At 69.8% G+C, this 14,968-nt stretch carries 6 protein-coding genes, 1 tRNA gene and 1 rRNA gene; 7 read left to right on the top strand and 1 reads right to left on the bottom strand.

The genetic code is table 11. The annotated features are described in order from the left end of the window. The first annotated feature begins 56 nt into the window (after window positions 1-56). The 3 genes from rrf (at window position 57) to ACFYNS_RS23065 (ending at window position 1,104) form a co-directional block, all read left to right on the top strand. Window positions 57-173, top strand: a 5S ribosomal RNA gene (gene rrf / locus ACFYNS_RS23075). 98 nt (window positions 174-271) lie between these two features. Then, window positions 272-958, top strand: a complete 687-nt coding sequence (locus ACFYNS_RS23070) for a DegT/DnrJ/EryC1/StrS family aminotransferase (RefSeq protein WP_360303915.1) — start codon at window positions 272-274, stop codon at window positions 956-958. A gap of 73 nt (window positions 959-1,031) precedes the next feature. Continuing rightward, window positions 1,032-1,104: transfer RNA gene (locus ACFYNS_RS23065), tRNA-Thr, on the top strand. A 77-nt stretch (window positions 1,105-1,181) separates the two neighbouring features. Here ACFYNS_RS23065 and ACFYNS_RS23060 read toward each other — a convergent pair. Continuing rightward, a complete protein-coding gene (locus ACFYNS_RS23060; RefSeq protein WP_388604842.1) occupies window positions 1,182-3,803 on the bottom strand; it encodes a SpoIIE family protein phosphatase in 2,622 nt (873 codons plus the stop codon). A gap of 448 nt (window positions 3,804-4,251) precedes the next feature. Between ACFYNS_RS23060 and ACFYNS_RS23055 the strand changes: the two genes are divergently transcribed. The 4 genes from ACFYNS_RS23055 (at window position 4,252) to ACFYNS_RS23040 (ending at window position 14,956) form a co-directional block, all read left to right on the top strand. Then, on the top strand, window positions 4,252-9,894 hold the full coding sequence (locus ACFYNS_RS23055; protein ID WP_360297528.1) for a HAMP domain-containing protein: 5,643 nt from the start codon (window positions 4,252-4,254) through the stop codon (window positions 9,892-9,894). Window positions 9,895-10,141: 247 nt separating this feature from the next. Further along, window positions 10,142-10,837 (top strand): response regulator, encoded by a 696-nt coding sequence (locus ACFYNS_RS23050; protein ID WP_360297525.1) that lies wholly within the window; start codon window positions 10,142-10,144, stop codon window positions 10,835-10,837. 188 nt (window positions 10,838-11,025) lie between these two features. After that, on the top strand, window positions 11,026-13,788 hold the full coding sequence (locus ACFYNS_RS23045) for a DNA translocase FtsK (RefSeq protein ID WP_360297522.1): 2,763 nt from the start codon (window positions 11,026-11,028) through the stop codon (window positions 13,786-13,788). 361 nt (window positions 13,789-14,149) lie between these two features. Continuing rightward, a complete protein-coding gene (locus tag ACFYNS_RS23040; RefSeq protein ID WP_360297520.1) occupies window positions 14,150-14,956 on the top strand; it encodes a RodZ domain-containing protein in 807 nt (268 codons plus the stop codon). Window positions 14,957-14,968: the final 12 nt, after the last annotated feature.

The raw sequence follows: 14,968 nt of genomic DNA, 5'->3' as shown, positions 1-14,968 counted from the left end.
GCACCACCCCTGTTTGTTGGTGGGTGTTGTGCTGCTGGTTGTGTGTTTCACCGTGTTTCGGTGGTCATAGCGTGAGGGAAACGCCCGGTCACATTTCGAACCCGGAAGCTAAGCCTTTCAGCGCCGATGGTACTGCATGCGGGAGCGTGTGGGAGAGTAGGACGCCGCCGAACAAATCGTGCAAGTCGTGGTCCCTGGACTTCTGTTCAGGGACCACGACTTTTTTGTGCGTGGTCACCGGCAGTTCATGTTGCGTGGACATCATCCCGACATGGGGACAACACAGCTGACCGCCGCGGGCGTTGGTGCGGGGGACGAGGTCGTGGTGCCGTCTTTCGGCGGGGCCGATGTCGCACAGGCCGTGCGGGACCTCGGCGCGCGACCCGTCTTCGCCGACATCGACGCCGACACCTACTGTCTCGATCCGGCCTCCGCGGCCCGCGTGGCGGGGCCGCGCACCGCAGCGCTCGTTCCCGTGCACCTCTTCGGTCACAGCGCTGACATGGCCGCACTGCGTGCCGTCGGTGAGCAGCACGGGATCTCCGTCGTCGAGTGGGAGCCGCTGCCGCGTACGGACGCGATCGATGCAGTCCGCCGGCGCCAGTACGCGACGTCGCTGGGCCGCCGTCTGAGGGGAGTCGTCGCGCCGTCGGTTCCCGACGGCGTCGAGCATGCTTTCACGGACTACGTGGTGCGGGTACCGGGCAACGGCCGACCCGATCGTGACGCCTTCCGCAGGGCACTGCACATGAGGGGCGTCGACTGCGCGATACCAGTGAGGGTGCCGGCACACCGGCTGTCGGCGCACGCCGCGGCCGCACGGCTGCCGCAGGCCGAACGGGCCGCTGACGAATGCCTCTCGCTGCCGCTGAGTGCCGCCATGACCAAGAAGGACCTGCAGCGCGTCGTATCGGCCTGCAACGGGCTCGGAGGCCTCCTGCGGGAGCGGGCCGGCTGACCCGGCGGGAGCTGTCCCGGCGTCAGTTCGATCCAGGGGCTTCGATCGGGTAAGATCTCTTACCGCTGGCCGCGCCCCAATAGCTCAGTCGGCAGAGCGTCTCCATGGTAAGGAGAAGGTCAACGGTTCGATTCCGTTTTGGGGCTCTCCACACGCAAGTCGAAGGCCCTCACCGCACGGTGGGGGCCTTCTTCGTGTGCCGAGGGGCCGCTCCGCCCCGCTCCTACTCGGGGACGCGCATCGCCAGGATGGCCATGTCGTCCGAGGGCGCGTCGCTGGCGAAGCGTTCGACGGCGCGCATGATCCGGGCGGCCACCGCGCCCGCGTTCAGGCCCGTGCAGGTGGACAGCACGTCGGCCAAGCCGTCGTCCCCCAGCATGCGGGTGCCCTCGCGGCGTTCCGTCACGCCGTCCGTCACACACAGCAGAACGTCGCCGGGCGCGAGTGAGACTGTCTGCTCGTAGAGTTCCAGGTCCTCCATGACCCCGAGCAGCGGCTGGGGGTCGGCGGCCGCCTCGACGCTGCCGTCCTGGCGCAGTCGGAGGGGTAGCGGGTGGCCCGCGCAGACGACCTTCAACTCGGCGCTGCCGTCCGCCTGGGGGCGCATCTCGCCGTACAGGAGCGTGAGGAATCGACTGCGCGCCCCTTCGTCCAGGATGGCGGTGTTGAGACGCTGCAGCACGGTGGGGCCGCCCAGCCCCTCGCGGGCGAGCAGCCGCAGCGCGTGCCGGGCCAGGCCGGTGACCGCCGCGGCCTCCGGGCCCGTACCGCAGACGTCGCCGATGGCGAAGCCGTAGGTGCCGTCGTCGATCTCGAAGAGGTCGTAGAAGTCACCACCGACCTCGTTGCCCTCGCCCGCGGCGCGGTAGATGACCTCGACCTCGACACCGCCCTCCACCTCCGGCAGCTCGGGCGGCAGCAGGCTGCGCTGCAGGGACTGGCTGATGGCGGTGCGCTCGGAGTAGAGACGCGCATTGTCCAGCGCGAGCGCGGCGCGGCGGGAGAGGTCCTCGGCCAGCTCCAGGATCTCCTGACGGAACCGCTCGTCGGTCGGCTTGCCCAGGGTGAGCATGCCGATGACCCGGTTGCGGGCCACCAGGGGAAGGACGACGGTCTCGCCGCCGACCGCGGCCGCGGTGGCCAGGCTCGTACCGGGGGAGAGCTGCTGGGCCTCGCCGTCCAGCGAGACGTTGCGCAGCGAGGTGCGCAGCGCTGCGGAGTGCGCCGCCTCGGTGGGCGCAGCCCAGACGCGCGCTCCGGGGGTGGGAACGGGCTCGGGCGGGTCGACCTTGGCGAGGAGTGCCTTGAGGTTGTCGATGCGGTCCTCGTCCTCGTGCAGGACGTAGGAGAGACGGGGGTCGGAGCCCTGGTCGGCGACCGTGTAGACGGCGCACCAGGTGGCCAGCGTGGGCACGGTCATCTGGGCCATCAGCGCGAGCGTCTGATCGCGGTCGAGGGTGCCGGCGAGCAGGTCCGAGGCCTCGACGAGGAAGGAGAGCGAGCCGCGCCGCAGGCGTTCCAGTTCGGTGAGCCGGGCGCGCTCCACGGCGAGGGCGATGCGGTCGGCGGCGAACTGGAGGCGCAGGGCCTCTTCGTTCGTGTAGCGGCCGGGTGCCTCGGTGGCGACTCCGAGGGAGCCGGTGAGTCGGCCCTCGACCTTGAGGGGGACGGTGACCACGGAGCGCATGCCGGTGCCGTCGAGCAGTGGCACGGCGCCCGGGACGACGGTCAGATCCTCGTGCACGGACGGCATCCGGGCCGAGCCGTAGCGCCCGCTGGCGGTCTCGACCGGGACGCGGGCGAACCGCTGGCGTGCCGAGGGCAGCCCGGTGGAGGCCCGGACCTCCAGTTCGGTCTCGTCGTCGGTGGCCAGCAGCAGATACGCCGCGTCGCCTTCCAGCATGTCCCTGGCGCGTTCGACGGTGCGCTGGAGGAGGCCGTCGAGGTCGTCGGGGGCCGGGGAGCCGATGAAGACCTCGAAGGGGTCGGCGGCGGACTGGCCCTGGCTGTCCGTCGCGGTGCCGGTGTTGTCGTGGGAGTGGACCCGTGGCGGTGACTGCAGGACGGCACGTTCGTGCTCCCGCACCAGCAGGCAGACCGTGGACGGTTCGCCGTCGCTGTCCCGCACGCGCAGGTGCGAGGCGTAGACAGGGATCGTGCGGCCGTCCGATCCGCGCATGCCATAGGACCCCTCCCAGCGGGAGAGACGCAGCGCCTCGGCGACTCCGGTGCCGGTGCCGGGCGTGTGCGGCCAGGCGGCGAAGTCGGTGAGCGGCTTGCCGACCACCTGCTCGGCCGTGTAGTCGAACAGCTCGGTGGCGTCCTCGTTCCATGCGCTGATCGATCCGCTGCGGTCCACCTGGACGACGGCGACCCGGATGTGGGTGTCGGTGACCGGCAGCGCCGTGTCCGGGAGCGCGGGACCGGCCGTGCGGGTACCGACCGGGCGTTCGGGAAGGTCGAGCCGGAACCAGACGCGCTTGTCGGACGCGGTGTAGTCGACGCCCCAGCGGGTGGCCAGTGCGGAGGCGAGCAGCAGTCCGCGGCCGCCCTCCCGGTCGGGTCCGGCGGGCTGCGGGTTGACCTCCTGGAGCGGCAGTTCCCGTTCGGGGTAGCGGTCGACGACCTCGATCCGGATCCCGTCCTCGTCGCGCAGGCAGAGCACCTCGGCGGCGGTTCCGGCGTGCACCACGGCGTTGGTGACCAGTTCGCTGGTCAGCACCACGGCGTCGTCGACCACCTCGGACAGGCCCCAGCCCTGGAGGGTGTCGCGCACGAAGCCGCGTGCGGTGGCGACGGAGCGGCCCACCGGCTCGAAGGTGGCGGCGGCGCGTGCGGTGATCACTGGTCTCCCCATGGGTGTCCTGTCGGCCGGGCGCACCGGCGTGCGCTGTGCGGTCAGGGCCGTGTAGGTCCCCGCCTCCTCGTGCGGGCCTTGCGAGCCCGTGGCGCCCAGGTGGCCCCCGCCCCCGCGCTCGGCGCTCTGCTCTTGCGTCACCGCAGCGCCCCTCCGTCGCCCTTCGTACTCACACCGCTGCCCCCTGCGAAGCCCCTACCCGTCGGACCCGGTAGAGCACCCCGCCGACATGGGGGTGAACGGACAGCCGGGTGCCAGGTTACTTACGTATCCATGGCGCGTGGCCGCCGGATGCGGGTGATTTCCCTCCGGGCCCGCGAACGCAGCGTGATATGCCATGCTGCCGAACTGTTATCGCCGGGTTCGGGCAGGGTGAAACACTGGGAAGGCTCGGAGTACAGGGCCCGGGCAGGAAGGTCGACCCGCAGGAGGGGCAGTGGAGTCTGGCACAACCGCGCGTAGCGGCAACACGCGCGTGAAGGGCGGACGGTCCCGGAGGAGTGGGACGATCGAGGTCGACGCCGCGGCCGTCAACAAGCTTCTGGCCGGGCTGACGGCGATGCGGGACGGCAACTTCCGCAAGCGGCTCACCGTGACCGGTGAAGGTCCGATGGCGGAGATCGCCGCGGTCTTCAACGAGGTCGCGGACCAGAACCTGCACCTGACGGGTGAGCTCTCCCGGGTGCGGCGCGTGGTCGGGCGTGAGGGGAAACTCACAGAGCGGCTGCAGACCGGCACCTGCGAGGGGTCCTGGGCTTCGGCGATCGATGCGGCGAACTCGTTGGTCGACGACCTGGTGTGGCCCGTCTCGGAGGTGGGCAGAGTGCTGTCGGCCGTCGCCGACGGCGATCTGGAGCAGCGCATGGATCTGCGCGCCCGGGGAGCCGAGGGCGGCGGGCATCCGCTGCGCGGGGAGTTCCTGAAGGTCGGCCGTACGGTCAACGGCCTGGTGGATCAGCTCTCGGCGTTCACGGACGAGGTGACGAGGGTCGCCAGCGAGGTCGGTACCGAGGGCAAGCTGGGCGGCCAGGCGCGGGTGCGCGGGATGTCCGGCTCCTGGAAGGATCTGACGGACTCGGTCAACACCATGGCGTCGCGGCTGACCGCGCAGGTGCGGGACATCGCACTGGTGACGACGGCCGTCGCCAAGGGCGATCTGTCACGCAAGGTGACCGTCCATGTCGCCGGCGAGATGCTGGAGCTGAAGAACACCGTCAACACGATGGTCGACCAGCTCTCCTCCTTCCAGTCGGAGGTCACCCGGGTCGCCCGCGAGGTCGGTACCGAGGGCGAACTGGGCGGCCAGGCGCGGGTGCAGGGCGTCGCCGGCGTGTGGAAGGACCTGACGGACTCGGTCAACCTCATGGCGGGCAACCTGACCTCTCAGGTACGGGAGATCGCCCAGGTGACGACGGCGGTCGCCAACGGCGACCTGTCGCAGAAGATCACGGTCAACGCGCGCGGCGAGGTGGCGCAGCTCGCCGAGACGATCAATGCGATGACGGACACGCTGCGCACGCTCGCGGACGAAGTGACACGGGCGGCGAGCGAGGTCGGCACGGACGGTGTGCTGGGCGGTCAGGCGGTGGTCCCGGGCGCGGCCGGTATCTGGAAGGACCTGACGGACTCGGTCAACTCCGCGTTCCGCAACCTGACCGCGCAGGTGCGGGACATCGCGCAGGTGACGACGGCTGTCGCGAACGGTGATCTGTCGCAGAAGGTCACCGTGGATGTCTCCGGTGAGATGCAGGAGTTGAAGAACACCGTCAACACGATGGTCGATCAGCTCTCCGCGTTCGGTGCCGAGGTGACGCGGGTCGCCCGCGAGATCGGTGTCGAGGGTGAGCTGGGCGGTCAGGCGGCGGTGCCCGGGGCGGCAGGCACCTGGAAGGACCTGACGGACTCGGTGAACACCGCGTTCCGCAACCTGACGGGGCAGGTCCGCAACATCGCGCAGGTGACGACGGCTGTCGCGAACGGTGATCTGTCGCAGAAGGTCACCGTGGACGTCTCCGGCGAGATGCTCCAGTTGAAGAACACTGTCAACACGATGGTGGACCAGCTGTCGTCCTTCGCCGAGCAGGTGACCCGGATGGCCCGGGACGTCGGCACCGAGGGCAGGCTCGGGGGCCAGGCGCGGGTGGACGGCGTCTCGGGCACCTGGAAGGACCTGACGAACTCCGTCAACTTCATGGCGAACAACCTCACCTCTCAGGTGCGGCAGATCGCCCAGGTGACGACGGCGGTGGCACGCGGCGACCTGTCGCAGAAGATCGAGGTCGACGCGCGCGGTGAGATTCTGGAGCTGAAGAACACCATCAACACGATGGTCGATCAGCTCTCCGCCTTCGCCGACCAGGTCACGCGGGTCTCCCGGGAGGTCGGTACGGAGGGCAGGCTGGGCGGCCAGGCCCAGGTGCCGGGCGTCGCGGGTGTGTGGCGCGATCTGACCGACTCCGTGAACGGCATGGCGGGCAACCTGACCTCCCAGGTGCGCAACATCTCCCAGGTGGCCACCGCGGTGGCGCGCGGCGACCTGTCGCAGAAGATCGACGTGGACGCGCGGGGCGAGATCCTCGAACTGAAGACCACGCTGAACACGATGGTCGACCAGCTCTCCTCGTTCGCCGAGCAGGTGACCCGGGTCGCCCGCGAGGTCGGCACCGAGGGCATCCTGGGCGGGCAGGCGGAGGTCAAGGGGGTCTCCGGTACCTGGAAGGACCTCACGCAGTCCGTGAACTTCATGGCGAACAACCTGACCTCCCAGGTCCGGAACATCGCCGAGGTCACCACCGCCGTCGCACAGGGCGACCTCTCGAAGAAGATCACCGTCGACGCCAAGGGCGAGGTCCTCGCCCTGGTGACGACGGTCAACACGATGGTGGACACGCTCTCGTCGTTCGCCGAGCAGGTCACCCGGGTCGCCCGCGAGGTGGGCACGGAGGGCATCCTGGGCGGGCAGGCGCGGGTGCGTGACGTGTCGGGCATCTGGAAGGACCTGACCGACAACGTCAACATCATGGCCAACAACCTCACCTCCCAGGTGCGCAACATCTCCCAGGTGGCCACCGCGGTCGCGGGCGGTGACCTGACGAAGAAGGTCACCGTCGAGGCCAGTGGCGAGGTGGCGCAGCTCGCGGACACCGTCAACACGATGGTCACCACGCTGTCGTCGTTCGCCGAGCAGGTCACCAGGGTGGCCCGGGAGGTGGGCACGGACGGTGTGCTGGGCGGCCAGGCGCGGGTGCGCGGCGTCGCCGGTACGTGGAAGGACCTGACGGAGTCGGTGAACTCCATGGCGTCCAATCTGACCGGACAGGTGCGGCAGATCGCCATGGTCACCACCGCCATCGCCAAGGGCGATCTGACCAAGAAGATCGACATCGAGGCCAACGGCGAGATCCTCCAGCTGAAGACGACCATCAACACGATGGTCGACCAGCTCTCCTCGTTCGCCGAGCAGGTCACCCGGGTCGCCCGCGAGGTGGGCACCGAGGGCCAGCTGGGCGGCCAGGCACGGGTGCCCGGCGTCGCCGGTACGTGGAAGGACCTGACGGACTCCGTCAACGAGATGGCGGGCAACCTGACCCGCCAGGTGCGGGCGATCGCCGAGGTGGCCACCGCGGTGACGCGCGGCGACCACAACGTCCGGATCGACGTGGAGGCGGCCGGGGAGATCCTGGAGCTCCAGGGCTACATCAACACCATGATCGCGAACCTGCGGGACACCACGCAGGCCAACCAGGAGCAGGACTGGCTCAAGGGCAACCTGGCGCGGATCTCGGGTCTGATGCAGGGCCGCCGCGATCTGCGGGACGTGGCCGGGCTCATCATGAGCGAGCTGACCCCGGTGGTCTCGGCGCAGCACGGCGCGTTCTTCATCTCGCTGCCGGAGGGCACCCCCGAGAGCGCGGTCGGTGTGGGCGCCGGTCCGGGCGAGGACGGCAGGTACGAGCTGCGGATGCTGGGCAGTTACGGCTACTGCACGGACAGCATGCCCACGTCGTTCCTGCCCGGTGAGTCCCTGGTCGGGACGGCGGCGAAGGAGAAACGCACCATCGAGATGGGCAATGTCCCACCCGGCTATCTGAAGATCTCCTCGGGGCTGGGCGAGGCGCCGCCCGCGCATCTGGTGGTACTGCCGGTCATCTTCGAGGGCACGGTGCTCGGTGTGATCGAGCTGGCGTCCTTCCAGCCGTTCGGGCAGATCCAGAAGGACTTCCTCAACCAGATCGCCGAGATGATCGCGACCAGCGTCAACACCATCAGCGTCAATATGCGCACCGAGCGGCTGCTGGAGCAGTCGCAGGAGCTGACGGCGCAGCTCAAGGAGCGCTCCGGCGAGCTGGAGAACCGGCAGAAGGCCCTTCAGGAGTCCAACGCGGCGTTGGAGGAGAAGGCCGAGCAGCTCGCCCAGACCAACAGCGACATCGAGATCAAGAACCGGGAGATCGAAGAGGCCCGGCAGGTCCTGGAGGAGCGTGCCGAGCAGCTCTCGGTCTCGATGCGCTACAAGTCCGAGTTCCTGGCCAACATGTCGCACGAGTTGCGCACACCGCTCAATTCGCTGCTGATCCTGGCCAAGCTGCTGGCGGACAACGCCGAGAGCAACCTGTCGCCCAAACAGGTGGAGTTCGCCGAGACGATCCATGGCGCGGGGTCCGACCTGCTGCAGCTCATCAACGACATCCTCGACCTGTCGAAGGTCGAGGCGGGGAAGATGGACGTCAGCCCGACCCGGATCGCGCTGGTGCAACTTGTCGACTACGTGGAGGCGACGTTCCGGCCGCTGACGGTCGAGAAGGGGCTGGATTTCTCGGTGAGCGTCTCGCCGGAGCTGCCGGCCACGCTGCACACCGACGAGCAGCGGCTGCTCCAGGTGCTGCGCAACCTGCTCTCGAATGCGGTCAAGTTCACCGACAGCGGGGCCGTCGAGCTGGTGATCCGCTCGGCCCGCTCGGATGTTCCCGACGCGATCCGTGAGCAGATGCTGGAGCACGGGTCGCTGCGGGACCCGGACTCGGAGCTGATCGCCTTCTCCGTGACGGACACCGGGATCGGTATCGCGCAGAGCAAGATGCGGGTCATCTTCGAAGCCTTCAAGCAGGCCGACGGCACCACGTCGCGGAAGTACGGCGGCACGGGGCTGGGGCTGTCCATCAGCCGCGAGATCGCCCGGCTGCTGGGCGGCGAGATCCACGCGGTCAGCGAGCCGGGTCGCGGCTCCACCTTCACGCTCTACCTGCCGCTGCATCCCACGGAGCTGCCTCCGCAGGGCTACGCGCAGCTCGTCTCGGGCAGCGTTCCGATGGCCCTCCCGGAGGCACGCGCAGCCGTCCCCGGGGCCGCGGCGGGAGAGCTGGGGGCGGCGACGCAGACGGCGCCGGGCGGCGCCGGAGGGTCCGCCGACGAGCAGACCGCGGACGAGGCAGCCCACTCGCTCGCCGACCGGCGGCGGCTGCGGGACGCCAGCGGTCAGGCGCAGCCCGAACTGCCCCCGGAGGCCCGTCCGTCGTCCTTGGCGGGCGAGAACGGGGCAGCGGCCGACGGGGCCGCGGGCGGCGGTACGGCTGCTCCGGTGGTCCTCCAGGGCGGCGCGGGGCCGGGGACGTCCGACGGCGCCGTCGAGGTGGTCGACGAGGGGATGGCGGCCCGCTGTGACCGGGAGGCGCCCTCGCCCGGAGCCGGGGAGGCCGGTGATCTGGCGGGCCGGAAGGTGCTCATCGTCGACGACGACATCCGGAACGTCTTCGCGCTCACCAGCGTGCTGGAGCAGCACGGGCTGCAGGTTCTCTACGCCGAGAACGGCCGGGAGGGCATCGAGGTGCTGGAGCAGCACGACGACGCGGCCGTGGTGCTGATGGACATCATGATGCCGGAGATGGACGGTTACGCGACGACGGCGGCCATCCGCAAGATGCCGCAGTTCGCCGGATTGCCGATCATCGCGCTGACCGCCAAGGCCATGAAGGGGGACCGGGAGAAGAGCATCGAATCCGGTGCTTCCGACTACGTCACCAAGCCGGTGGACACTGATCATCTGCTGGATGTCATGAGGCGGTGGATGGAAGGCGGGTGAATATGACACTGTGTCGATGAGGGCTTGCGTTGACGCAGTGTGGTCGAACGCGTGTGGAAACGCGGTGAACCGGGAACCTTTTGGTCCTCTGGGGCGTTTCCGCTACGTGCACAGTGACATCACGGTGACAGGGTGTGGCGAACCGCGGGGTGCGGCTACCATGACCGGCACAAGGACGGGCGGCGGCGACAGGATGCCGCTCCCAGGGGCGGCGTCCGAGAGGCTGCCGGGGCGAGGAGGACGGGCCATGGTGCAGAAGGCCAAGATCCTCCTGGTCGATGACCGGCCGGAGAATCTGCTGGCGCTGGAGGCGATTCTCTCCGCGCTCGATCAGACGCTGGTGCGGGCATCGTCAGGGGAGGAAGCGCTCAAGGCGCTGCTGACCGACGACTTCGCGGTCATTCTGCTGGATGTCCAGATGCCGGGCATGGACGGTTTCGAGACAGCAGCGCATATCAAGCGCCGTGAGCGCACCCGCGACATTCCGATCATCTTCCTCACGGCCATCAACCACGGCCCGCATCACACTTTCCGCGGTTACGCGGCCGGTGCGGTCGACTACATCTCCAAGCCGTTCGATCCCTGGGTGCTGCGGGCGAAGGTCTCGGTCTTCGTGGACCTGTACATGAAGAACGTGCAGTTGCGTGAGCAGGCGTCACTGCTCCGGCTCCAGTTGGAGAACGGCGGGGAGCGGAGCTCCGACCCGGCGCGCGACGGCGATGACGAGGCACAGGGCCTGCTGGTCGAACTCTCCGCCAGGCTGGCGGCCGTCGAGGAGCAGGCCGAGGCGCTCACCAAGCAGTTGGGCGGCACGGCCGACGGGGCTACCGCCGCGACCGCGGCGCATCTGGAGCGCAAACTCGCCGGGCTGCGCAGCGCACTTGACGCGCTGGGCCCGGGGGCGGAAGGGGACCCCTCGGCGCAGGTGTCCTCGCAGAACTGACGGAGCGGCTGCCGGAAGCGCTGCAGCAGGAGTCCCCTCGGCGCAGTCCCGCCGTCGGCTGCGCCGCCATCGGAGGCTCCCGGGCGGGGATGTGACGCCGGGTCCGGACGGCTCCGCCCCTCCCCGGAGGGGCGCCGGCGGCCCCGGGCTCCGTGCCTCTGGTGCCCGACCCAGGTAACCTCGCCCCTATGGCCTCACGCGCGTCGGGAACAGGAAAGGCTGCCAGGAAAGCACCCGCCAAGAAGGCTGCCCCGAAGTCCGCGAAGGCGGCCCCGGCGAAGAAGGCGCCGCCCAAGAAGGCGCCCGCCAAGAAGCCCGCGGCCAAGGGTGGCAAGGGCACGGCGGCGCCGTCCCCGACCAGCGGCGTGCTCAAGGTGCTGAAGGCGTGCTGGCTCGGCCTGGCGCACACTCTCGGCGCGCTCCTGCGGGGCATAGGGCGCAGCGGGAAGGCGCTGGACCCGGCCCATCGCAAGGACGGTCTCGCGCTGCTGCTGATCGGTCTCGCACTGATCGTCGCGGCCGGTACCTGGTCCAACCTCCAGGGACCGGTCGGAGATCTGGTGGAGATGCTGGTGACCGGCGCGTTCGGCAGGCTGGATCTGCTGGTACCGATACTGCTGGCCGTCATCGCCGTGCGGCTGATCCGCCACCCGGAGAAGCCCGAGGCCAACGGCCGGATCGTGATCGGGCTTTCGGCCCTCCTGGTCGGGGTGCTGGGGCTCGTCCACATCGGTTGCGGCGCGCCCGGCAGGGGCGAGGGCGACGACGCGCTGCGGGACGCGGGCGGCCTGGTCGGGTGGGGCGTCTCCCGGCCGCTGATCTTCACGTTGGGGGACATGCTCGCGGTGGCGCTGCTCGCCCTCGTCACCGTCTTCGGGCTGCTGGTGGTGACGGCCACCCCGGTCAACGCCATCCCGCAGCGGCTCCGGGCCGCCGGGGTCAGGCTGGGCGTCGTCCAGCCGGTGGCCGGCTACGACTACGACCTGGAGCCGGACCAGGAGGAGCCGGTCGCCGGACGCCGTGCGCACAGTATGCGCAAGGACCGGATCGCTCCCGCGCTCGCCGAGAAGGAGGCCCTGGACCGCCGTCGGCGGACCGGGGCCCGGGAGGCGCTGCCGGCGGACGGTGAGATCGGCGCGCTCGGCGCGAGTGCCGGGGAGAGCGAGCGGACGCGGGACGCGGTGGATGTGGCCGCTGCCGCTGCCGCCTCGCTGGACGGGGCCGTCGTCAACGGGGTCCAGCCGTCGCCGGTGGTCGCCGATCTGACCACCTCGGTCGCCAGGTCGCGCGGCGGGAAGCGCAAGGGTGATGCGAGCGGGTCGGCCGTGCCGGGCGCGCGGGGCCGGGGCGGTGCGCAGGGAGGGCCCCAGGGGGACGAGGCCACCGAGCGCACCCCGGTCCCCGACCTGACCAAGGCCGCGGCGCCGCCGGAACCCGCCGACCTGCCCGCGCGTGCCGAACAACTCACCCTCTCCGGAGACATCACCTACGCGCTGCCGTCGCTGGACCTGATGGAACGCGGCGGTCCCGGGCGTTCCCGCAGCGCCGCCAACGATCAGGTGGTGCAGTCGCTGACCACCGTTTTCACCGAGTTCAAGGTGAACGCCGCCGTCACCGGCTTCACCCGCGGTCCGACGGTCACCCGCTACGAGGTCGAGCTGGGGCCGGGGGTGAAGGTCGAGAAGATCACGGCTCTGGCCAAGAACATCGCCTACGCCGTGGCCAGTCCCGACGTCCGCATCATCAATCCGATCCCCGGCAAGTCCGCGGTGGGGATCGAGATCCCCAACAGCGACCGGGAGATGGTCAATCTCGGTGACGTGCTGCGGTCCGCCGACGCCGCCGGCGAGGAGCATCCGCTGCTGGTCGGGCTCGGCAAGGACGTCGAGGGGGGGTACGTCTCGGCCAACCTCGCGAAGATGCCGCACATCCTCGTCGCGGGCGCCACCGGCTCCGGCAAGTCCTCCTGCATCAACTGCCTCATCACCTCGGTGATGGCCCGTGCCACGCCGGAGGAGGTGCGGATGGTGCTCGTCGACCCCAAGCGGGTCGAGCTGACCGCCTATGAGGGCATCCCGCATCTGATCACCCCGATCATCACCAACCCCAAGAAGGCGGCCGAAGCCCTCCAGTGGGTCGTGCGCGAGATGGATCTGCGCTATGACGACCTGGCGGCGTTCGGGTTCCGCCACATCGACGACTTCAACGAGGCGGTACGGGCCGGACGGGTGTCCGCTCCCGAGGGCAGCGAGCGGGAGCTGACGCCGTACCCCTATCTGCTGGTGATCGTGGACGAGCTGGCCGACCTGATGATGGTGGCGCCGCGCGACGTGGAGGACGCCATCGTGCGGATCACCCAGCTCGCGCGGGCCGCCGGCATCCATTTGGTGCTGGCGACCCAGCGGCCGTCGGTGGACGTCGTCACCGGTCTCATCAAGGCGAATGTCCCCTCCCGGCTCGGCTTCTCCACCTCGTCTTTGGCCGACAGCCGCGTCATCCTCGACCAGGGCGGTGCCGAGAAGCTCATCGGCAAGGGCGACGGGCTGTTCCTGCCGATGGGCGCGGGAAAACCGACCCGGATGCAGGGTGCCTACGTCAATGAGCAGGAGGTCCAGGCGGTCGTCGCGCACTGCAAGGCGCAGATGACGCCCGTCTTCCGGGAGGACGTGACCGGGGCGCAGGGCAAGAAGAAGGAGATCGACGAGGAGATCGGCGACGACATGGATCTGCTCTGCCAGGCGGCGGAGCTGGTCGTCTCCACCCAGTTCGGGTCGACCTCGATGCTCCAGCGGAAGCTGCGGGTCGGGTTCGCCAAGGCGGGGCGGCTGATGGACCTGATGGAGTCGCGCGGCGTGGTGGGTCCCAGCGAGGGCTCCAAGGCACGGGATGTCCTGGTCAAGCCCGACGAGCTGGACGAGGTGCTCACGGTCATCAGAGGCGGCGGACAGTAGTCCCCGTGCGGAGGCCCGGGCGCCGCTCTCGCCGGCCCCGCTTCGGGGAGGGACGGCCCGGTGCCGGCCGCCGGACGGCGTCCAGGGTGCCTGCGGGGCGCCCCGCACCGGCTGCACGGCGGTACGGCTCACTCGAAAGGGCGGTCGAGGCAACCGTTTCCGTGGTCTGTACGTCAAGTTGAGGGAAGGGACGGCAGAGACGTCGGCGTACTCGACTCCGCGCGGGCGCCCCCGGCGCAGCTCGGTCATACGTACGACATACATATGGCGTACAAACTTGCTCCGCCCGCTTGCCCCACCCTTTTGCTCCGCCCCTAGACTGAACCTCCAGCAGGTGGCTACACGCTCGAAAGGCGCCCCCGTGTCCATCGGCAACTCCCCCGAAGAGGACCGGCCCCCGGTCGGTCGAGCCCTCCAGCAGGCCCGTATCGACGCACGGCTGACCGTGGAAGAGGTCAGTACCGCCACCCGGGTGCGCGTCCCGATCGTCCAGGCGATCGAACAGGACGACTACTCCCGATGCGGCGGAGACGTGTACGCGCGCGGCCACCTCCGCACTCTGGCACGGGCGGTCGGCCTCGACGGCGACGCGCTGGTCGCGCAGTACGACGAGGAACACGGCGGCCGTCCCGAGCCCACGCCGCCCGCCACCTTGTTCGAGGCGGAGCGCATCCGCCCCGAGCCCCGCAGACCGAACTGGACGGCCGCGATGGTCGCCGCCATCGTCGCGGTGATCGGTTTCGTCGGTTTCACTCTCGTCGGTGGCGGCGGTGCCGAGGACTCCGGCAAGCAGGCCGCGGAGGAGGCCCCGTCGGGGAAGCCCTCGACGGAGACATCCGCCGACCCCTCGCCCTCCAGGAAGAGTGACCCCAAGCCGTCCGAGAGCGCCATCGCCGGAGCACCCGCCGACAAGGTCACCGTCCGGATGACCGCGGAGAAGGGCAACAGCTGGGTCTCCGCGAAGGACCACAACGGACGGCTGATCCACGAAGGCGTGCTCAAGGAGGGGCAGTCCAAGACCCTCACCGACGACAAGCGGCTCGACCTCGTGCTGGGCAACGCCGGGGGCGTGAAGCTGTACGTCAACGGCAAGCAGGTGGAGCACGCGGGCGAGGTCGGCCAGGTGCAGCGGCTCAGCTACACCCGGGGCGATCCCGAAGCGGGCTGACCAGCACCCGCG

Origin of the sequence: Streptomyces sp. NPDC006925 (assembly GCF_042869575.1) — a bacterium.
GTDB lineage: Bacteria > Actinomycetota > Actinomycetes > Streptomycetales > Streptomycetaceae > Streptomyces.
The sequence above is the reverse complement of the archived record's forward strand: the minus strand, read 5'-3'. Positions and strand labels throughout refer to the sequence as shown.